The organism is Paenarthrobacter sp. NPDC089322 (assembly GCF_040684895.1).
Taxonomy (GTDB): domain Bacteria; phylum Actinomycetota; class Actinomycetes; order Actinomycetales; family Micrococcaceae; genus Arthrobacter.
Window position 1 is genome coordinate 24,752 of record NZ_JBFBGW010000023.1, and the last position, 20,478, is coordinate 45,229.

The 20,478-nt window shown below is 63.3% G+C and carries 21 protein-coding genes; 10 read left to right on the forward strand and 11 right to left on the reverse strand.

Features of this window, described 5'->3' with window-relative positions; genetic code table 11:
- Positions 1-20: 20 nt before the first annotated feature.
- Both AB0N65_RS18315 and glyA read right to left on the reverse strand, forming a co-directional pair.
- Complete coding sequence (locus AB0N65_RS18315; RefSeq protein ID WP_364164906.1) at positions 21-1,241, reverse strand: sarcosine oxidase subunit beta family protein; 1,221 nt, start codon at positions 1,239-1,241, stop codon at positions 21-23.
- Positions 1,238-2,578 carry a serine hydroxymethyltransferase gene (glyA, locus tag AB0N65_RS18320; protein WP_364164909.1) on the reverse strand — a complete coding sequence of 447 codons (1,341 nt, stop codon included), beginning with the start codon at positions 2,576-2,578 and terminating at the stop codon, positions 1,238-1,240. Before glyA ends, AB0N65_RS18315 begins: the two co-directional genes overlap by 4 nt.
- 152 nt (positions 2,579-2,730) lie before the next feature.
- Between glyA and AB0N65_RS18325 the strand changes: the two genes are divergently transcribed.
- The 4 genes from AB0N65_RS18325 (at position 2,731) to AB0N65_RS18340 (ending at position 7,424) form a co-directional block, all read left to right on the forward strand.
- On the forward strand, positions 2,731-3,402 hold the full coding sequence (locus AB0N65_RS18325; RefSeq protein ID WP_364164912.1) for a GntR family transcriptional regulator: 672 nt from the start codon (positions 2,731-2,733) through the stop codon (positions 3,400-3,402).
- Positions 3,403-3,884: 482 nt separating this feature from the next.
- Positions 3,885-5,234, forward strand: a complete 1,350-nt coding sequence (locus AB0N65_RS18330; protein WP_364164915.1) for an MFS transporter — start codon at positions 3,885-3,887, stop codon at positions 5,232-5,234.
- A 30-nt stretch (positions 5,235-5,264) separates the two neighbouring features.
- Complete coding sequence (locus AB0N65_RS18335; protein WP_364164918.1) at positions 5,265-6,521, forward strand: aminopeptidase P family protein; 1,257 nt, start codon at positions 5,265-5,267, stop codon at positions 6,519-6,521.
- A 99-nt stretch (positions 6,522-6,620) separates the two neighbouring features.
- A complete protein-coding gene (locus AB0N65_RS18340; protein WP_364164921.1) occupies positions 6,621-7,424 on the forward strand; it encodes an IclR family transcriptional regulator in 804 nt (267 codons plus the stop codon).
- A 139-nt stretch (positions 7,425-7,563) separates the two neighbouring features.
- Here AB0N65_RS18340 and AB0N65_RS18345 read toward each other — a convergent pair whose 3' ends face one another.
- Positions 7,564-8,040: a DUF4383 domain-containing protein gene (locus AB0N65_RS18345; RefSeq protein ID WP_364164924.1), complete on the reverse strand. Its 477-nt coding sequence runs from the start codon at positions 8,038-8,040 to the stop codon at positions 7,564-7,566.
- Positions 8,041-8,185: 145 nt separating this feature from the next.
- Here AB0N65_RS18345 and AB0N65_RS18350 point away from each other — a divergent pair, with 145 nt between their 5' ends.
- From AB0N65_RS18350 to AB0N65_RS18360, 3 genes are all read left to right on the forward strand, one after another.
- Positions 8,186-9,157 (forward strand): hypothetical protein, encoded by a 972-nt coding sequence (locus AB0N65_RS18350; RefSeq protein ID WP_364164927.1) that lies wholly within the window; start codon positions 8,186-8,188, stop codon positions 9,155-9,157.
- Positions 9,158-9,278: 121 nt separating this feature from the next.
- Positions 9,279-9,587, forward strand: a complete 309-nt coding sequence (locus tag AB0N65_RS18355; RefSeq protein ID WP_364165073.1) for a metalloregulator ArsR/SmtB family transcription factor — start codon at positions 9,279-9,281, stop codon at positions 9,585-9,587.
- Position 9,588: 1 nt separating this feature from the next.
- Entirely contained in the window at positions 9,589-10,053 is a 465-nt protein-coding gene (locus AB0N65_RS18360) for an SRPBCC family protein (protein ID WP_364164930.1), read from the forward strand.
- Here the strand turns inward: AB0N65_RS18360 and AB0N65_RS18365 are convergent.
- Positions 10,050-10,691 (reverse strand): LysE family translocator, encoded by a 642-nt coding sequence (locus tag AB0N65_RS18365; protein WP_364164933.1) that lies wholly within the window; start codon positions 10,689-10,691, stop codon positions 10,050-10,052. The genes AB0N65_RS18360 and AB0N65_RS18365 overlap by 4 nt on opposite strands.
- A 102-nt stretch (positions 10,692-10,793) precedes the next feature.
- Between AB0N65_RS18365 and AB0N65_RS18370 the strand changes: the two genes are divergently transcribed.
- Positions 10,794-11,249, forward strand: a complete 456-nt coding sequence (locus tag AB0N65_RS18370; protein WP_364164936.1) for an Lrp/AsnC family transcriptional regulator — start codon at positions 10,794-10,796, stop codon at positions 11,247-11,249.
- A 15-nt stretch (positions 11,250-11,264) separates the two neighbouring features.
- Here the strand turns inward: AB0N65_RS18370 and AB0N65_RS18375 are convergent, their stop codons facing one another.
- Entirely contained in the window at positions 11,265-11,723 is a 459-nt protein-coding gene (locus AB0N65_RS18375; RefSeq protein WP_364165076.1) for an Lrp/AsnC family transcriptional regulator, read from the reverse strand.
- Positions 11,724-12,074: 351 nt separating this feature from the next.
- On the opposite strand from AB0N65_RS18375, the gene gluQRS reads away from it, so the two are divergent.
- Entirely contained in the window at positions 12,075-12,977 is a 903-nt protein-coding gene (gluQRS, locus tag AB0N65_RS18380) for a tRNA glutamyl-Q(34) synthetase GluQRS (protein ID WP_364164939.1), read from the forward strand.
- Positions 12,978-12,990: 13 nt separating this feature from the next.
- Here the strand turns inward: gluQRS and AB0N65_RS18385 are convergent, their stop codons facing one another.
- The 4 genes from AB0N65_RS18385 to AB0N65_RS18400 form a co-directional block, all read right to left on the reverse strand.
- On the reverse strand, positions 12,991-14,196 hold the full coding sequence (locus tag AB0N65_RS18385) for a HipA domain-containing protein (RefSeq protein ID WP_364164942.1): 1,206 nt from the start codon (positions 14,194-14,196) through the stop codon (positions 12,991-12,993).
- Positions 14,193-14,450: a helix-turn-helix transcriptional regulator gene (locus tag AB0N65_RS18390; RefSeq protein ID WP_364164945.1), complete on the reverse strand. Its 258-nt coding sequence runs from the start codon at positions 14,448-14,450 to the stop codon at positions 14,193-14,195. Before AB0N65_RS18390 ends, AB0N65_RS18385 begins: the two co-directional genes overlap by 4 nt.
- Positions 14,451-14,612: 162 nt before the next feature.
- On the reverse strand, positions 14,613-15,857 hold the full coding sequence (locus tag AB0N65_RS18395) for a low temperature requirement protein A (protein ID WP_364164948.1): 1,245 nt from the start codon (positions 15,855-15,857) through the stop codon (positions 14,613-14,615).
- Between the two features lie 56 nt (positions 15,858-15,913).
- Positions 15,914-17,248 (reverse strand): GNAT family N-acetyltransferase, encoded by a 1,335-nt coding sequence (locus tag AB0N65_RS18400; RefSeq protein WP_364164951.1) that lies wholly within the window; start codon positions 17,246-17,248, stop codon positions 15,914-15,916.
- 212 nt (positions 17,249-17,460) lie between these two features.
- Here AB0N65_RS18400 and AB0N65_RS18405 point away from each other — a divergent pair, with 212 nt between their 5' ends.
- A complete protein-coding gene (locus AB0N65_RS18405) occupies positions 17,461-18,621 on the forward strand; it encodes an FG-GAP-like repeat-containing protein (RefSeq protein WP_364164953.1) in 1,161 nt (386 codons plus the stop codon).
- Positions 18,622-18,636: 15 nt separating this feature from the next.
- Here the strand turns inward: AB0N65_RS18405 and AB0N65_RS18410 are convergent, their stop codons facing one another.
- Positions 18,637-19,398, reverse strand: a complete 762-nt coding sequence (locus tag AB0N65_RS18410; protein ID WP_364164956.1) for an SDR family oxidoreductase — start codon at positions 19,396-19,398, stop codon at positions 18,637-18,639.
- 11 nt (positions 19,399-19,409) lie between these two features.
- On the reverse strand, positions 19,410-20,342 hold the full coding sequence (locus tag AB0N65_RS18415; RefSeq protein ID WP_364164959.1) for a fumarylacetoacetate hydrolase family protein: 933 nt from the start codon (positions 20,340-20,342) through the stop codon (positions 19,410-19,412).
- Positions 20,343-20,478: the final 136 nt, after the last annotated feature.

Genomic DNA, 20,478 nt, shown 5'->3' on the forward strand with positions numbered 1-20,478 from the left:
TCTTTCCTGTCCTGTCCTGGCTAGTGGGCCACGGCTGCGGCGCCGTGTTCGTCGATCAGGGCGCCGGTTTCGAAGCGTTCCAGTGCGAAGGGCTTGTTCAGCTTGTGCGGCGCGCCCGTGGCGATGGTGTGGGCGAAGGTCAGGCCCGCGGCCGGAGTGCCCTTGAAGCCACCCGTTCCCCAACCACAGTTGACGAACATGTTCTCCACCGGGGTAAGCCCGACGATCGGCGAGGCATCGAGCGTGGTGTCAACGATGCCGCCCCAGGTCCGGAGCACGTGGGCCCGGGCGAAGATCGGGAAAAGCTCCACGGCTGCTGCCATCTGCTCCTCGATCACGTGGAACGAACCGCGCTGGCCGTAACCGTTGTAGGAGTCGACGCCGGCGCCCATCACCAATTCACCCTTGTGCGCCTGGGAGACGTACACGTGGACGTGGTTGGACATGACCACCGTGGGGTGGACGGGTTGGTGCAGTTCGGAAACCAGTGCCTGCAGGGGGTGGGACTGGATCGGCAGGCGGAAACCTGCCATCTCGGCCAGCACCGAGCTGTGGCCGGCAGCGCAGAGGCCAACCTTTTCCGTGTGGATGGTGCCGCGGGTGGTTTGGACACCGGTCACTCGGTCGCCATCCTTGATGAAGCCCGTGACTTCGCAGTTCTGGATGATGTCCACGCCCATTTCGTCGCACTTGCGTGCGAACGCCCAGGCCACGTGGTCGTGCTTGGCGATGCCTGCCCGCGGCTGGTACGTGGCGCCCATGACGGGGTAGCGGATGTTATCGCTCGTGTTCAGGATGGGGCAGAGTTCCTTGACCTGGTCCGGCTCCAGCCACTCAGCGTCCACACCGTTCAAACGGTTGGCACCAACGCGGCGCATGCTTTCACGGACGTCGCCCAAGGTGTGGGCGAGGTTCATGACGCCGCGCTGGCTGAACAGGAAGTCGTACTCAAGCTCTTCCGGCAGGATTTCCCACAGCTTCAGTGCGTGCTCGTAGATGGCGGCGCTCTCGTCCCAGAGGTAGTTGGAACGGATGATGGTGGTGTTGCGGGCCATGTTGCCGCCAGCCAGCCAGCCCTTTTCCAAGATGGCAATGTTGGTCATGCCGTGGTTCTTGGCCAGGAAGTAGGCGGTGGCCAGGCCGTGCCCGCCCCCACCGACGATGACGGCGTCGTACGACTTCTTGGGTTCCGGGTTGCGCCAGAGGAAGTCCGGGTGTTCGGGGAGGTGGTCAACACTCACTGGGCTGCTCCAATCAGTTCTGCTTCGGATTCAGTTGCGGCGCCATTGCCGAGGTGGGGATAGAGGGGGAACTTGTCAGCCAGCGCGGTGACGCGGTTGCGGAGTCCGACGGCGGTCTGGTCATCAAGGGTGCCGGTGCCCGCCGAGGCGATCAACGCCGTCGCAATAACGTCTGCGACCTCGGTGAACTCTTCGGCGCCGAAGCCGCGGGCGGCGAGTGCCGGGGTACCGACGCGGAGCCCGGAGGAGACCATTGGCGGGCGGGGGTCGAAGGGGACGGCGTTGCGGTTGACTGTGATGCCGATGCGGTGCAGGGCGTCTTCGCCTTGCTGGCCGTTGAGTTCGGAGTTCCGCAGGTCAACCAGGACCAGGTGCACGTCCGTCCCGCCGCTGACCACCGAGATGCCTGCTGCTGCAACGTCGTCCTGGAGGAGTCGTTTGGCGAGGATCTTGGAGCCTTCCAGCACGCGGGCCTGGCGTTCCTTGAACTCAGGCTCTGCTGCGAACTTGAAGGCGACGGCCTTGGCAGCAATGACGTGCTCAAGCGGGCCGCCCTGCTGACCGGGGAACACAGCCGAGTTGACCTTCTTGGCGATGTCGGCGTCGTTCGTCAGGATGACGCCGCCGCGCGGGCCGCCCAGGGTCTTGTGCGTAGTGGAGGTGACGATGTGGGCGTGGGGGACCGGGCTCGGGTGCAGACCCGCGGCCACCAGGCCGGCGAAGTGTGCCATGTCCACCATGAGGTAGGCGCCTACGGAGTCGGCAATCCGGCGGAACTCGGCGAAGTCCAGCTGGCGGGAGTATGCGGACCAGCCCGCGACGATCAGCTGGGGCTTGTTCTCCTGGGCGAGGCGTTCAACCTCGGCCATGTCGATGGTGTGGGTGTCCTCGCGGACGCTGTAGGGGACCACGTTGTAGAGCTTGCCGGAAAAGTTGATCCGCATGCCGTGGGTCAGGTGGCCGCCGTGTGCGAGGTTGAGGCCCATGATGGTGTCGCCGGGGGTGATCAGTGCGTGCATTGCCGCGGCGTTGGCCTGCGCACCGGAGTGGGGCTGGACGTTGGCGTATTCGGCTCCGAAGAGTGACTTCAGGCGGTCGATGGCCAGCTGCTCAATCACATCAACGTGTTCGCAGCCGCCGTAGTACCGCTTGCCCGGGTATCCCTCTGCATACTTGTTGGTCAGGACCGAACCCTGGGCCTCCATCACCGCGGTGGGAGCAAAGTTTTCGGAAGCGATCATCTCCAGCGTGCTCTGCTGGCGGATGAGCTCCTGGGCGATCGCCTGATCAACCTCCGGGTCCGCCTGTGCGAGCGGGCGGATCAGCGGTTCAACCATGGTGTTCTCCTTTTGAAGTACGTGTAGCAGCCGACTGTTAGGCAACTGATATATTAGAACTGTTGCCATGGTATGTTGGAAGTCACATAGACGTCAACGGGTCCGCGGCAAGTCGTCCGGCAGACCGGATGGTGACAAGGGGAAGAAGGCAAATGAGCACAGCACTGGAAGCACTGGAGTCGGCGCCGCAGGGAAGCTCCCTCGCGGAGAACGCCTACCTGCTCCTGCGCGACAGGCTCATCATGCTCGACATCAAGCCGGGCGATCCGATCAACGACGGCCAGATCGCTGCCGAGCTTGGCATCGGGCGCACTCCCGTGCGCGAAGCCATCAAACGACTCGAGAGCGACCACCTCGTGGTTTCCTACCCCCGCCGGGGCACCTTCGCCACCGGTGTGGACATCACGCAACTGGCCGAAGTCTCCGAGATCCGGGAGCTGCTGGAGCCCCTGGCTTCACGCCGGGCTGCCCGCATGGCAAGTCCGGCCATGCGCGAAGAGCTCCGCTCCATCGCCTCAGCCATCAAGGATCTCGAAGGCCAGGACACCACGTCCTCCGAGCTTATGCGCTACGACATCCAGGTTCACCGGCTCATCTACAAGGCCTCCGCCAGCGCCCACCTGGAAGACGTCCTCATCCGGTACGACAACCTCGCCACGCGCATCTGGTGCTACATGCTGGAGCGGATGCCGTCCGTTTCGGGCCACATCTCCGAGCACGCCGATCTGCTGACCGCCATCGCCGACGCCGACGAAGACCGAGCCTCCGAACTCGCCCTGCACCACGTGGTCAGCTTCGAAGAAACGATCCGCAAGGTCCTCTAGCAACCCTCTCTCACGCCTGACCGGTTTTTTGGCGTCGCTCTCTCTCGTCTAGCCGGTTTTTTGGCGTCCCTCTCTCACCGATGACCGGTTTTTTGGCGTCCCTCTCTCACGTCTGGCCGGTTTTTTGGCGTCCCTCTCTCACCGATGACCGGTTTTTTGGCGTCCCTCTCTCGTTTGCGTCCTCTGGACGTCGACGTCGGCACTCACCCGAGTGCCGACGTGAGCTTTCTTCAGGCAAGTGATAGAGCGTCGGTCTAAAAGGCGCAAAAGGTGAGAGAGCGTTCCGAGCACAACATTGTTGGGTTCAACGCAACAAATTTCGAACATATGCAGCTGGTTCTCGCGCCGAGCTGTGACTTACCTGCGCTCAGATCTACTCAGTCCAGTCGAAATAATCCACCCTTGACCATGGCGTAGCTCACACTTAGTCTGCTGCAACAGCGTTGCGTTTAGTGCAACTCCTTAATTTCTGGTGGACACACATGAGTAACGAAACTTCTTCTGTGGCAGCCCGAGGTGCCTCAACAGCGTCAGGCTCCAACCCCACAACCAACTTCGCCAGCAAGGACACGCGACGACGCGTCGTCACTGCAAGCTTCATCGGCAACTTTGTCGAGTGGTTCGACTATGCCGTTTACGGCTACCTAGCCGGCATCATTTCGACCGCCTTCTTCCCTGAATCCGACCGCCAGACAGCCCTTCTGGCAACGTTCGGTGTTTTCGCGATCTCCTTCTTCGTCCGGCCCCTTGGCGGTTTCATTTGGGGCCACATCGGCGACCGGATCGGGCGCAAGCAAGCATTGTCCCTATCCATCCTTCTGATGTCGGTAGCCACCTTCTGCATCGCGCTGATCCCTGGTTACGCCACCATCGGGGTCATGGCGCCGATCCTGCTCCTACTGGTGCGGGTGGTTCAGGGTTTCTCCGCGGCAGGCGAATACGCCGGCGCTTCGGCATTTCTTGTGGAGTACGCACCCGCACATCGGCGCGGACTCTATGCCGCCGTCGTTCCGGCAAGTACCGCGGCCGGACTGCTGCTCGGCTCTTTGCTGGCGGCGCTCCTGACATCCGTCATGAGTGCGGAGCAGCTCAACGAGTGGGGCTGGCGCTTGCCGTTCCTGCTGGCGGCACCCATGGGCCTCATCGGCAGGTACATCCGGACCAGGCTGGAAGATACCCCGGCGTTCCGGGAGCTGGCCGAAAAGGACACCGGAGTCAAGGCGCCCGCTTTGGCGATGTTCCGGACCTACCGGAAACAGCTCGTCATTGCCACGGGAGCGGTTTTGCTGAACGCCGTTGGGTTCTACGTCATCCTCAGTTACATGCCGACGTACCTGTCCGAGGAGTTGGGCTTCGGTGCTGCTGAGTCATTCCTGGCAACAACCATCGCCTTGGCCAGCTACATCGGCTTCATTTTCCTGACGGGCATTGCCTCGGACAGGTTCGGGCGAAAGCGCATGCTTATCACCGCTTCCGTGCTCTTTATGCTCCTCACCGTTCCGGCCTTCATGCTCCTGGATACGGGGAGCTTCCTGGTGATCGTGCTGGTGCAAATCCTGCTCGGCGGCATGCTGACCCTCAACGATGGCACCTTGCCGAGCTTCCTTGCCGAAATCTTTCCCACGAAGGTTCGCTACACGGGCTTCGCCGTCAGCTTCAACCTCTCCAACGCTTTGTTCGGTGGCACGGCGCCGTTCATGGCAACCCTCCTCATTGGCATGACCCACAACCAGCTCGCTCCCGGCTGGTACCTCGTGGCTGCCTCCCTTGTTTCCCTCATCGCAGTCCTGTTCGCCGCGGAGACTTCCAAGAAGCCCCTGCAACAGGACTAGAACAACAACAACCCACCGAAAGGAACACTCATGACCATCACACAAGACCAGGCTGTCAGCGACGTCGCCAAGTTGGAGCGCCTCAAGGTTCTCAACAATGGCGGGAAAGTCCGTTTGACCTTCTCCGTTGCAGAATTCGAGCGCCGCCTCGACGGCCTCCGCCGCATCATGGCAGAAAAGGACCTCGACGCCGTCGTCCTCACCAGCTACCACTCCATCAAGTACTACTCCGATTTCCTCTTCACCTCCTTTGGCCGTTCCTACGGGATGGTGGTCACCAAGGATGACACGGTCACCATTACTGCAAATATCGACGCCGGTATGCCTTGGCGCCGCAGTTACGGCGAGAACCTTGTGTACACGGACTGGCGCAGGGACAACTACGTCCATGCCATCCAGGAAGTCCTCCGTACCCGCGGCATCAAGCCGCGCCGCATCGGCGTCGAGGATGACTCGCTGCCGTTGGACAACCGCAACAAGATCCAGGCGGCTTTCGCGGACGCAGCCCTGGTGGACGTGGCGCAAGCGGCAATGCGTCAGCGCATGATCAAGTCAGCAGAGGAAATCGAGGTCATCAAGCACGGCGCCCGCATTGGCGACCTTGGCGGGGAAGCCATCCGGAATGCCATCACGGCCGGGATCACCGAGTACGAGGTCGCCTTGATCGGCACCGAAGCCATGGTCCACGAGATTGCCCGGACCTTTCCGGACTCAGAAATCCGCGACACGTGGGTGTGGTTTCAGTCCGGCATCAACACCGACGGTGCGCACAACTGGGCAACCACGCGCAAGATCCGGGAACACGACATTCTTTCCCTGAACTGCTTCCCCATGACCAGCGGCTACTACACGGCACTCGAACGCACCCTGTTCTTCGGCGAGCCGGATGCCCGCTCGCTGGAACTGTGGAACATCAATGTGGAGGTCCACAAGCGCGGCCTGGAACTCATCAAGCCCGGCGCAGTCTGCAAGGACATCGCCGCCGAACTCAACGAGATCTACGTCAGCCATGGTCTCCTCGCGAACCGGACATTCGGCTACGGACACTCGTTCGGTGTGCTCAGCCACTACTACGGACGCGAAGCAGGTCTGGAGTTGCGCGAGGACATTGAGACCGTGCTGGAACCGGGCATGGTGGTATCCATGGAGCCGATGATCACTGTTCTGGAGGGCCAGCCGGGTGCCGGGGGGTACCGGGAGCACGACATCCTCGTGGTGGGCGAGGACGGCGCGGAAAACATCACCAAGTTCCCGTTCGGCCCCGAGCACAACATCATCGGGGCTTGAGATGCCGGGGCCGGCGGACGTGTCGCAGCGCGTCCACCGGCCCTTCTGCCTTCACCCACCGGTGCGGGCCACTCACGACAAGCGAAATATAGTGAACCCATGACTCCCTCGGAATCCAGCGATGCTCCCGCCAACGGCGATGGCAGGGGCGCCTCCGTTATCGTCAACGCAATTGCAGTGTTGAAGAGCTTTAGTGCGGACGAACCCCTGCTCGGAGTCACGGAAATTGCCGGCCGGGTGGGCCTGCACAAGAGTACAGTTTCGCGGATTTTGGCCACTTTGGAGCAAGAGGGACTGGTGGAGCGCGACGTCGATTCGCGGAGGTTCCGCTTGGGGCTGGGGATGATCGCCATGGCGGGCCCCCTCCTGGCGGAACTTGAAGAGCGCCGCGTCGCCTACCCCGTCTTGAGGGAGTTGACCGAGCGTACGGGCGAGACCAGTGCGCTTATGGTGTGGAACGGCAACGAGTCGATGTGCGTGGAGCAGATTCCCAGCCGGCACCAAGTGAAGCACCTCGCGCCGCTGGGCGCCCGGTATAACCAAGCATTGAGTTCGTCCGTGCAGGTCTTCCTCGCCGCCGAAGACCAAGACCGCGTGCGGAAGCTGCTTCGCAGCGGATCCATAACCTTGCCGGGCTTGGACGATGTTGCCGCAGAGTCGTACCTGCAGCGACTCCGGGAGAGCCTGCTGCGCGGTTGGGCTGCGAACTTTGGCGAGACGTCCATGGACGAGGTAGGAATAGCTGCTCCGGTCTTCGGGTACCGGGGCGACATCGTGGCTTCCGTCTTGATCGCGGCCCCCAAATTCCGCGTATCCGAGGACACCTTGGCCAGCCTCGGTGAAGCCTGCCGGGAAGCTGCGGCCAAGGTCACCACGCGCTTGGGCGGCCGGTCCCCGGCTTAGCTGTGCCCCGCCGCGCCGAGATGGCACTTAATGACAATCCGCCGCGGGAACATTGGCATTAAGTGCCATCTCGGCGGGAGAAAGCAAACGGCGGCCGCCCCGCGAAGGGGACGGCCGCCGTCGTTGTTAGTGAGAAAAGCTACCTGGCCCTTCTCGCAGTCGTTGTTTCGTCCATGGCGTCCCTGCCCAGCCAAGCACCCAGGCCGATCATGGCCACGCCCAAAACCAGGTGGAGCCAGTTGTCGGGGGTGTTGAATGGAACAAAGTTAGCTGGCGTTGCCTGGTTGATGATGAGGCCGTAGATCCAAAGGACGATGTAAACGGCGCCGCCACCGAGCAGGAAGAGGCGAGCCATGCGGCCCGTCCTTGCCATGGCCAGGCCTGCCACGCCAAACAGCAGATGGACGATGTTGTGGAGTACGGACACTTGGAAGACTCCAAGCAGCATGGCGCCGGATTCATGTCCTGCAAAGGTCATGGCGCCGTAATTGGTGGTGATTCCCGGGATGAAGCCCAGGACGCCTACCAGCAGAAATACAATGCCAACGCCCATGGCGGTATTGCGGAGCGTCAAACCCATCGCATGGTGGTGGGCGGGGTGCGAAGCGGTGGTCATTAGTCCTCCCTTTCACGCTGTTAACCGGCTCTTCTCATGGAGAACCGGCCCGCGGCAAGGGGTTGTCGGAAAACCTTGCCGACGCCGCCATAATACTACTGAAACGCCGCTGATAGCAGGGGAAAGGGCCGGTTAGCATGGGTTCATGAGCCATGGTCCGAATGGGGAATTCCGATCGTTCTTCTACGACACCCGCGACCTCACGCCGTTCCTTGAGGGGTACGTCCGCACCCCGGTGCGAGGCCTGACGGACGGTTTCGGTGATGCGTTCTCGGGCGTTCTCAACGGTCGCAACTCCGCCAAGCTGTCCGTGGCCGGGCCTGTGCCGCGCTTGAAGATGCTCTCCAACCGGCAGGCGAAAGCGATGCACGAGGCCGTGTTCTCGTCCACCGAACCGGAAGGGCTCCTTGCCCTGGCCCGGATGTACCCCGGCTGGGCGGGACTCTGCCATGTGATGGCCGGCCTTCTCACTTACAAGCACGGCAGTTATTTGCGGGCGTCGGAGTTGCTGCGGAGGGGGTTGACAACAAGGATCGACGACGACGCGAGCCAGTTCTCCGCCCTTTACCTTGGGCGGGTGGTCACCCGGGTGGAGGTGGCGGAACGCATCGAGGTGCCGGTGCTTTTCAGCGAGGAGTCCGTCTTCCTGGCGCTGGCGCATTGCCTCCGGGAGATGGGTTTGATCGAGTCGGCCCTTGAGGCGGTGGTGGCCTTGCCGCCGTCGTTGCCCTCTGCCTTGGCCCGGTGTTCCGCAGCCCATGCGCTGGGCAGGCACCGCGACGTAGTGGTGTGGACCGAAGGGCTGCTCAACACCGATGACTTGTCTGCCGCGTTGCTTCTCATCCGGGCGAGGTCGCAGCGGGCTCGCGGTGACTTTGAGTCGGCGCAGTCTGCCTTGAAGGAGGTCCTTCGCCGCCGGAAGACAAGCTTGGCGCTGAAGAACGATGCCCTCACTGACCGCGCGCTTCTTGCCTTGGACCAGGGGCGCCGTTCCTTGACGCCCCGGTCCATGAGGCCATCCCCGCCAGCCGACCTGGAGCCCGTGGAGCTGATCCGCAAGGACGCCGAGATGCGCCGGCTGTGGGAGAACGATTTCAGGCAGCTCGGCGGCGAATAAAACCATTGTGCATGAGCCACGGGAGGCGTAATCTTGTAATCAATCAATTGGTTGATCAACCGTTTGATTGACTATAACTGAAAGGTCCCTTGTGGTTGACGATGCTTTGGACAGGGCCTTCATGGCCCTTGCCGATCCCGTGAGGCGCGCTATCGTTGCCCGGCTTTCCCGCGGGGAGGCCACCGTCAACGAGTTGGCAGAACCCTTTGCGATCAGCACGCAGGCCGTATCCAAACACATCCAGGTCCTCGAGCACGCAGGCTTGGTCACGCGTTCGCGAGACGCCCAACGCAGGCCCGTCCACCTGGACGCAGCCGCCCTTGAGCGGCTGACGTCCTGGATCGACAAATACCGGCTCATCGCCGAGCGGCGGTTCCGGCTACTTGATGAACTCCTGGCCGAGGACGCCGGGAAAACAAAGGAGAAGTGAAATGAGCAATCCCACTGCAATTACCGCTGATGATGGCGTCCCGTTCGTGGATACCGTCCGCGAATTCGACGCCCCGGTCAGTGCTGTCTTCAAGGCTCATGTGGACGCGGACCTCCTGGCGAAGTGGCTCGGTCCGCGCGACGCCAAGCTGAATGTCACCGAGTACAACGCCACCACCGGCGGTAGCTGGCATTACGAAAGCGGCGACGATAACGCCATGTATGGATTCCGCGGGGTCTTCCACACGGTTGAGACCGATGCGCTGATCATCATGACTTTCGAGTTCGACGGCGCCCCCGGCGAGGTTGGCATCAGCACAACCCGCTTCGAGGAAACAGACGGCCGGGCCAGGATCGTTGTCCATGAGGTCTACCCATCAGTCGAAGCGCGGGACATGGCCCTGTCCAGCGGCATGAACTACGGAGTGATCGAAGGCTACGAGCGGCTGGACGAACTCCTGGCCTAGGCGTGGACCATGAGGGGCAGGAGTTGCTCCACCAGCAACACTGTCCCGAGCCCCATCATGATGATCCCGCTGGCCAGCGTCACTACCCGCGCAGCGCCGGGTCGTGTAGCGAGCAGCTTCCGCGACGTCAGCGCGACGCCGGTGTACACAAGGCCGGCGAGGATCACGAACGTGAGCCCCAGCAGGCCGGACTGAACGGGCACCGGCAGTGTTGCCTCCGGGCTCACGAATTGCGGAACCAGCGCCACGAAGAACAACAAACCCTTCGGGTTGATGCCGCTGGTGCCCATGCCTTGCAGGAACGTGCGGAACTGGTTGCGGGGATTCACGACGGCGGCTTCCGCGCTAAAGCTCGCCCCTCGCCACGAGCGGAGGGTGACGAAGCCGAGCCATAGAAGGTACGCAGCACCCGCGATCGTCAGCCAACCCAGGAGGCCGGGAACACCTGCCAGGAGAGCCGCGAGGCCAACCACCATGAGCAAGGTATGGATGACGTATCCGCTGCACAGGCCCGCGACTGCAGGTATGAAACTGCGTTGTCGAAGGCCCGCCGAGATCGAGTAGGCCCAGTCGACACCGGGTGTGCAGGCCAAGCTGATCGAGACCAGCAGGAAGGCGAGGAACAGTTGCGGGTTCACGGTCTCTCCAGAGGTTTGTTGGTAGGAAAACTCTAGGGAAAACCGCTCAAGAAGTGTTCGCGTTTTTAGCGTGACAAGCCGCGAAGAAGGTAAAATTCTTGCGTGATAGACGGAATCGATAGAAGTATTTTGCGTCTCCTCAAAGACGATGGCCGTATGACTGCGACGGCCTTGGCGTCAAAGGTGGGATTGACGGTGGCGCCGTGCCATCGGCGGCTCCGCGACCTGGAGCAGTCCGGCGTCATCCGGGGGTATCGCGCGGACATTGACCCGGCCGCCGTCGGGCTTGGTTTTGAAGCGATCGTCTTCGTGACGTTGCGCCAAGCCGATCGCGCCACGATGTCCGCCTTCGAAGCGCAAGTGGCCGCGAGTATCAACATCGTGGAGGCGCAGCGGCTCTTTGGCTCCCCGGATTACCTGCTGAAAGTCATCGCCGCGGACCTGCCCGCCTACCAGCGCTTTTACGACGACGTGTTGGCGGCGCTTCCGGCTGTGGAACGGCTGACATCGACGTTGGTGATGAAGAACCTGAAAACCAACGTCGGGCCCCCTGTCTGAGTTTCCTGAAGAGGCCTACTCCTTCAAGAGGCCCGTGGTCCGGTAGGGGATGACCTCGCGGAGGAACATGCTGGTGGATGTGCGGACAATCCCGGGACAGAGCCTGATCTCCTCCGACACCCGGTAAAGATCGTCGGGGCTCTTGGCTACGACTCTGATGATGAGGTCCGTATCGCCGGCAGGGGCATGGCATTCAAGGACTTCAGGAATTTCCCGGAGCGCAGCAATGGCTTCATTGAGGTGGCTCTGGTCGAGCTCGGCGCTGACGGCGGCAGCCACGCCCCGGCCAAGCGCGGAAGGCAACACCCGGCTGCTGTTGGCGCGCAAGGCTCCCGCCGCCGTCATGCGTTCCAACCTCGACTGCACGGTGCCGCGGGCAAGGTGCAGTTTCTGTGCAAGCACCATGATGGGAACCCGCGGGTCCTCGTCCAGAGCTGCGATGATTCGACGGTCCGTAGCATCGAGTTCCTGCAAAGTGACCACTTCCTGCCGAAAAGTTGGTGCAGGACTGGTCAGATCGATCAATCAACTGCATATCTATTGCACCAACTGTAGGGCGGCTGCTGAAATAGTGGCAACGAAGCAGGGCGAGGCTACCGCCGGACCCCGCAGGCAACAGGCACCCGGAACACCACCCGGACGCTTGCGCAGGTTTCCCGCAAGGAAGCAGCCGCTGATTGACTCTTGTTCACGCATTGTCATTCTGCACCCGCCCTTGAGGCAGCACAGTAAGAGCCCCTGAGCCACCGGATCGTTGCGGTAGCTGAGGGGCTCTTGTGATTGTTCGCGTACGGTTGTCCGGCGTCGCCCGCCTAGGCTTGGTGCATGACCTCTGCTGGCCGCTTCGCTCCGAGTCCTTCCGGCGAACTGCACATCGGCAACCTGCGCACTGCCGTTCTGGCATGGCTCTTCGCCAAGTCGACAGGCCGCGACTTCCTGCTACGCGTTGAGGACCTCGACCGTGCTCGCTCCGGCGCTGAGGCGGAGCAGCTCCGCGACCTGGAGGCCATCGGCGTAACCTGGGATGCCGCCGTCGTGCGCCAAACCGAGCGGGCGCCGCTCTACGCGGAGGCGATCGACCGGCTCACTGCTGTTGGGCGCACTTACGAGTGCTTCTGCACGCGCCGCGAGATCCAGGAAGCACCCTCGGCGCCGCATGCCCCGCAGGGTGCCTATCCGGGAACATGCCGGCGGTTGTCGGACGCGGAGCGCGGGATCCGGAGGGCGTCGCGTCCGGCCTCGATCCGTTTGCGTTCGGACGTGCAGGAGTGGGCTGTTGAGGACCAGTTGCACGGGCACTACGTGGGCGTGGTGGACGACTTCGTCCTGCGCCGGAACGACGGCGTGACCGCCTACAACCTGGCCGTCGTGGTGGACGACGCCGCGCAGGGCATCGACCAAGTGGTGCGCGGCGACGATCTTCTCCCGTCCACCCCGCGGCAGGCGTACTTGGCCACGCTGCTCGGGCTGCCGGTCCCGGAATACGCGCATGTTCCGCTGGTGGTAAACCACGACGGCGTGAGGCTGGCGAAGCGCGACGGGGCAGTAACGCTGGGCGACCTTGCGGCCGTCGGAATTCCTGCGTCGCAGGTGCGGGACCTCATCCTCACATCGCTCGGTCTGCCGGCGGGGCCGCTGGAGGACGCGGTGGAGTTCTTCGCGCCTCAAACGCTTCCCCGGGAGCCGTGGGTGTGGACAGCTTCAGCCGCCAAGCCGGCTTCCACGTAGGCTGGCAGGTGGCTCAGCCCTCGAGGAGGCGCCGCCGGTGCTTGAGTTCCTTGACCCAATCCCTTGTCTGCATCGCGCCAAAAGGTGAGGCGCCGCCGTCGAGGTCGTTGATCAGGGGGCCGCTTGCCTTCAGGGCGATGTCCACAGAATGTTGTGCCGCGCGGTCTGTGAGTCCGAGCTTCATGGCCCAGCCGAGGAAATGCTTCCGTGAAATGCCTGTCTTTTTGCCGCCGATAGCGAGGGCAAGCGTTTTGTCGCCGTAAACAACTGTGGAGGGAATGTCGTAGACAGGAGCGATGGTGAACTCCCGACCACCCAGGACCCCCGGGGATTCGACGATCGAGACGTTCTTGGCGTGGAGGTCACCGTTGCCGGTGAGCCAGGCGAACGCCAGTTGGATTACGAGGTTCCTGAGCGCGGGGAGCGGCGCAGGGCAGTGTGCGGCCAGTGCCGTGCAGACTTCACTGAAAGGAATGCTGTACTTGTCCGCCGGATACAGGCCCAAAATTTGAGCCCCGTCTTCCACCGCCAGCCGCAGTGGCGAGCCGTCGGCTGCGGTGACCCGATCAAAACGCTCCACCAGCAACCCGGCCCGCCCGCCGACGTCGTGCACCAACTGCACATGGCTCACCGGAATCCGCAGCTTGCGCGCATAGCGGAACATGAGGAACTCGTTCTCCACAACGCACGGAAACTCGGGCGCGTTGAGCTTCAGGATGTACCGCTTGCCAGCCTGCGCCACCGGCAGCGAAATCATCCCCGCCGATAACTTGTCCTGCACGCCCGCCAGGGCAACAGGATCGATCAAGCCGGAGTCGCCCAGCAAGGCGTCGAAGTCGAGCGGCAGCTTCGGATCGAGTACGACGGCGGACCCTCCTTCGCCGGGAACCTCACCGTGCGGGACGGTTTGGACATCGCCCACGGCGTCGCCGCCTGCTGCCATGAGGAGGGCGAGTTCGTCGTCGGCGCTGGCCTTGACGTGGCGTCGGAGGGAGTTCAAGCGGCGGCCTTCGGGCAGGAGCCCTGTGAAGTATGGAGGGACTGCGCCGCTGGGGGTGAAGACCGGCTCGGCACTTACGGGGAGTGTGGTCGCGACCGCGGGCAGGGTTGTTGCGATGTAGCGGGGCAGGTAGCTGAATTTGGTGCCGCCTTGGTGGCGCTCGAGCCGAGCCGCTATAACGCCCCGCTTGTAGACGTCGGCGATGCGGTGGAACGTCACTGGACTGTCTCGCCGGCCGGATGGGCAGGCGTGGTTGCAGGGCTGGCTGTGGGCTGAACGCTTAATTCGAGTCCGAGTGTGGTGAGGACAGCCAAGAGTGGCTCAAGTTGGACGGTGGTTTTGCCGGTTTCCACGAAGCGCACGAATCGTTCGGAGACGCCGGCAAGGTCCGCGAGGTCCTGCTGGCTTAATCGCAGTGAGGTACGGCGGGATCGGACTTCGGAGCCAAGCAGGGACGAGAATTCGGTGGCCATGGAACGATCCTCCTCAGCGGCAAGTTACCGGTACGAACGTGCCGAATACGTCCAGTGTCTGCTCTTCATGCGCGAGTTTCAAGCCCTGATTCCAATCAACCGGCACGATCGTGCCGGGAGGTCGTGCGAATTGCGCGCAAATTAGGCCCCGCAACGAGGCTGCTAGCCTGCCGCGGCCTCCAACCGGCGGAGTGCTGCGGCCCGACCCCTGTGACCGGAGTGTTCGTCCAAGGCAATGGAGACACCCAGTGCCAGGACCATCACCAGCATGCACACCGGCACCGACGCGCCGGCCGCGGCCAAAGCAACGCTCGCACCGAGTACTGCAACCACCATCGCCGTACTCCACAAGACGTGTTTATCCGTCCCCAGCATCGTGGTGTAAAGCGCCGTCAGGGAAACCTTGAAGATCGCCACGGGAACAGCAATCGACGCCACGGCAGCAGCAGCACTGATGTGTGCCTCGTGGTCGATGTAATAGGCCGCAACGTGGAGCCCGGCACCGGTGGCAGCGATCGCGGCGAACACGATCATATGGCCGTAGCCGAAGAGGAATGACCGGTGGCGCTGCAAGTGAAGTGACTTTCCGGAGGGGAGTATGAAGTAGATCCACCACATACCGAAGGCAAGGCCCGTGCCGCCGAGGCCAACCACGGCCGCTTCGAGGGACCAGCCATGAAGAGCAACGATGGCGCGGAGGGTTTCGATGGCACCGATCAGGCACTCACCCAGGGCAATGATGGCAAGAAGTCCGTAGCGCTCGGCGATGTGGTGGGCATGCCAGGGGGTCCGCATTTTGCGTTCCGCGAGTTTGGGCACGGACATTTCCAGGATGAACAAAGGGGCAGCCAGCAGGAAGGTAGTAAGTACGTCGGTTTCGATCACCAACGCCAGAATCCAGCCCACCTGAACCAACGCAAGGTACTTTGCGTAGCGCAGGCACGTTTCGCGGCGCGCCGGGTCCTGACGCGCAGCCCGCAACCATTGGAACACCAGGGCCAGGCGCATCACGATGTAACCGATCAGGATGGCGATGTTGTTGACGTGGTCGCCCTCCAGAAGGGAGTGGAACATCGGCTCGATGCCCATAGCCAGTATCAGCACGCCCAGCATCTGGACCATGGTCACAACCCGGAAGACCCAGTCGTCGGTGTCGTAGGCGCTGGCGAACCACGTGAAGTTCACCCAGGCCCAGATGACGGCAAACATGGCGTAACAAAAGCCGAGGAGGCCCGCCCCGAAGTGTGCTTCGGCCACCGCATGGGCGAACTGGTTTGCGGCCACGCTGAAGGCGATGACGAAGGTCAGGTCGAAGAACAGTTCAAGCGGCGTGGCGGTGCGGTGCTTCTCATGGGGATCGCGGCCGCCCATCCGCGCCAGGGCATGGCGAAGGGGATTCGTGGACATGCTTCAAACATTACCGGCGCCCCTGCCCCACGCCGAGGCCACGCCGGGAGCGTGCCCTACACGCGGCCCAGGACGTCGATATCTTCGAGGAACTCCTCGTAAACTTCAGCACTCACTGTGGTGCGGGTGTCCGCGATGGCGTCGAGGTAGTCTTGCGTGACCGGCCCCTTCCGGCCGTTGGAGGCGGCGGCCCGGCCGTTTGAGGCCGCCGCGCCAGAGGCACCCGAAGCAGCCGCGTCGTCGTACACGGCTTTTTCCAAGGCGCGCTGGGAGGCGCTGCGCGCGGCGAACTCGATGTCCGCGGGGGAGAATCCCTCCGTGCGCGACACCAGCAGCGAAACATCCACGTCGTCCACCACGGTGGCCGGGATGAAGCGCTGCCACATGGCTTCGCGGGCGTGGACGTCGGGCAGGCCGATGGGGATGACGTAGTCGAAGCGGCCATGGCGCAGGAACGCGGTGTCCAGGGCGCGGATGAAGTTAGTGGCGCAGACCAGGAGTCGCCCGGGCTGTTCGCGGAACGCGGGGATGATCTTGAGGAGCTCGTTGGTGACACCCTGCAGCGGCGACGGAGGATCCCCGGCACGCTGCGACGCGATCTCCTCCACCTCATCGATGAACACCACGGCGTGCTCCAACTCGGCGATCTCCAGGAACGTCTCGCGCAGTGCACCGGCCAGGCCCTTGGGATCGGAAGCAAGCCGCGAGGGGAACACTTCCACGAACGGCCACTCCAGCCGGGACGCGATGGCCTTGGCGAATGTGGTCTTGCCGGTGCCGGGAGGGCCGAACAGCACCACGGCACGCGGCGGGACAACGCCGTATTCATCGGCGAGGTCGGCTTCGGCCAGCGGAAGCACGAGGCGGCGTTCCAGGAGTTCCTTTTCCCGTTTCATCCCGGCGACGTTCTCCCACAGGTCCCGCGCCAGGATTCGACCACCCAAAAGGCTCAGCGGTTCCAGTTCCTGCCGCTGCACGGGGATGGTCCGTTCGAAGTAGCGCAGGTTCTTCTTCACCACGAAACCGCGGCCAAGGAACGCCTCCACACGGGTCTCCGTTTCCGGCATGAGCGCTGACAGCTTGTTGAGCCCGTGCGGTGCCATGCGGTTTTCGACGGCGGACAGCAGCGAGGTGCCGATCCCGCGCCCGCGGAACTCGGTCAGGGTGGCGAGGAAGACCACCCAGCCTTGGTCGTGTGCGGCACGTCCGACAGCTGCCCCGACCACTTGGTCGCCCTGCACCGCCACCACCGCGTGGTCCTTCTCGCACGAGGCCAGGACCTCGGACAACGCGTAGACAGGCTCCACGCCGTCGGCCTTGAGTGACTCCCAGAGGTGCAGGATGCCGTCGAGATCGGAGGAGTGGAAGTCCCTGATACGCCAGTTGGTCATTGCCCGTGTCTCCTGGGTCTGCTGAGTGAGTCGCCGTTGATTCCTTGGAGTTGAGCATAGGGGAATTGCGCCGTGGGAACGTTGCGGGACAGTTGCGTTACGTATCCAAAAGCACGACGGCGGCCTGTCGCCGCCTGCTTTCGTCCCGCCGTCGGGGGTGCCGTCTACGATGGGCGCAAACAGCTGTGCTTGCGCGTGGGCAAGGGGGAATAGTGGGGTTGACCGGGAACATTCTTGTGCGCCGTAGCGCGGCATGGGCGGTGGCACTCGCCCTCACAGCCGGGATCTCTGCGCTCGCAGTCCCTGCCGACGCGGACACCACGGATGACGTCTACGTGCACGGCAACCCAGTCGTCGGCGCAGTGCTGTCTGTGGAGGGTGCCCCCGCGCACTTCGCCAACTGCGGTGGAAACGGCGAGCCCGGTTACTCCATCCAATGGTTGCGGGATGGCGATCCCGTGGATGCGCGGCCGCCCTATTCCCCGTACTTGTTTCCCTTGGAGTCCAGCGACCTCGGAAGCCGGATTTCAGCCGTCGCCACGGGCTCAGCCACCAATTGTGCAGGGCTGGAAGTGGTGACAGACCCTAGCGAGATCATCCAGAAGGAACCGATGCGGGCGGCTGGCTTTACGGGCAGGGACACTTTTGAACTCCTGGGGCGTGGCCATGGCGGCACACTGGTGATGTACCTCGGCGAGGACGGGCGCCAAGGGTGGAAGGAAACACGTCAAGTGGGGCCGGGGTGGGAGGTCTTCACGCGGATTATCGCAGCCGGTGATTTCACGACCGACGGCATCACCGACCTCATGGCCACGGACGACTCCGGGACGTTGTATCGGTTCCAGGGAACGGGCGACGGCGGGTTCTACACCTTCCGGCATGCTGTTGGCTGGGGCTGGAGCGGAATCGACAAAGTGGCAGGCCCTGGTGACTTCGATGGGGACGGCCTCAACGACCTCCTGGGTTCCACGGCGGGCGGTGACCTGTACTTGTTCCCGTCCCACCCTTGGGGTGGCTGGCGTCCGAGCGTAAAGATCGGCCAAGGCTGGGATGTCATGGACCTGCTCATCGGTCCTGGCGATTGGGACGGTGACGGCAACGTTGACGTACTCGCCAAGGACAAGGCCGGGCGGCTCTACCTGTACGGAGGGAATGGTCACGGTGGGTGGGCCACCTCCCGCCAGATCGGCCAGGGGTGGAATGCCCTCACCATGGTCGGCATTGCGGGAGACTTCAACCGGGATGGCTTCAATGATGTCCACGGTGTCAACGCGGCAGGCGATCTGTTGATGTACTACGGCGACGGCCACGGCGGCTGGAAGGGCGTCGAGACCGTGGGCTGGGGCTGGAACATTTTCAACGGGCTCTACTGAAACAACCCCAGCCCCCTACTGAACCGGACGCAGCCGCAATCCCTGCATGCCGCCGTCGACGGCCAGGGACGTTCCCGACGTCGAACCGGACAGCGGGCTCGCGAGGTACGCGACGGCGCCCGCCACCTCCGCCGGGTCCACCATCCGGCCATGCGGCTGGCGGGCGTTAAGGGCTGCGCGTTCAGCGGCGGGATCGGCTGCGGAATCGAGCAAACGTCCCACCCACGGGGTGTCCACGGTGCCGGGGTTGACGCAGTTCACGCGGATGCCCTCGCGGATGTGGTCGGCTGCCATGGCGAGTGTCAGTGACAAGACCGCACCCTTCGACGCCGAATAGAGCGCACGCTGCGGCAACCCCGCAGTCGCCGCGATCGAGCAGGTGTTGACGATCGCAGCGGCCGGCGACTCGCGCAGGTACGGCAGGGCCGCCCGGCTAACCCGGGCGATCCCCACCACGTTGATGTTGAGGACGCGCAGCCACTCGTCGTCGTCGTTGGCGGCGATGTCGCCTTGCGCACCGATCCCGGCGTTGTTGACCACCACGTCCAGCCGCCCGAACTCTTCGGCAACGGTCTCGACGGCGGCACGCACCGACGCGTCGTCGGCCACGTTGCATTTCACGCCGAAGTGCGGGCTGGCTTCCGGGTTCAGGTCCAGGACCGCCACCTGCGCGCCGCCAGCGGCGAGACGGTCCGCAATGGCCGCGCCGATACCGGAGGCTCCGCCGGTGACGAGAGCTGCCAATCCGCCAAACTCGTTGCCCACCGTGGTTGTCATGTGGTGCCGCCTCAGGCGTTGGTGCCGGCGAGGGCGGTGTGGCTGCCGGAGCTGGACGAGCTCCCGGGAGTCCCGGCCTGCGCGCGGTAGTACTCCTGCCGCTGCCGTCCAAGGCCCTCGATCTCCAGCTCAACAACATCGCCCGGGTGAATGAACGGGAAGCGGCCGGACAGGGCGACGCCCTCGGGGGTGCCGGTGATGATGACGTCGCCCGGTTCGAGGACCATGTACTGGCTGAGGTGGTGGACGATCGTGGGCGCGTCGAAGATCATGTCCGAAGTATTCGAGTCCTGTCGTGCTTCGCCGTTGACGGTCGTCGTGAGGCGCAGGTTGCCGGCATCGATGTCCGAGGCCGGGACGAGCCAGGGGCCGAGCGGGGTGGAGCCCGGCAGCGACTTGCCCTTGGTCCATTGCCCGGCTGCCCCGGGTATCTGGTACTCACGCTCGGAAAGGTCGTTGGCTACGGCGTATCCGGCGATGCACTCTTCCGCTTCCGCAACGGAGGAAAGGTATGACGCTTCCCGGCCGATGACGATTGCCAGCTCGACTTCCCAGTCGTACTTCTCCGACGACGGCGGGATGGGCGCACGATCGAACGGTCCACTTACGGTGTTGCTCGGCTTGAGGAACACCACCGGAACTTCCGGCGGCGTGGCGCCGGATTCGGCTGCGTGTGCTGTGTAGTTGAGGCCTATGCACACCACGGATCCGGGCCGGGCTACGGGGGAACCGACACGGACGCCTTCGGCGGAAATCTCGGGAAGTTCGCTTGATTTGAGGGCTTCGCGGGTGCGGGCGATACCGTCCGAGGCGAGGAAACCGCCGTCGATGTCCTTTGTCAGTGACGCGAGGCTGAAGTACTTTTCAACTCCGTCGGCGTCCTGGGCGATGACTGCCGGTTGTTCGTTTCCGGTCGTACCCAGCCTGGCGAATTTCAAGGTCATGGCTTCCTCCGTGCGTTCGGGACTAACATCCGAGCTCTAGTGTGCTGTTCTCGTCCATAATACGGAAATGTGACCCGTTGACAACCCAGACATCCGATGTTTACGCTCAGGGAAGACACCCCCTATCCAGGAGCCC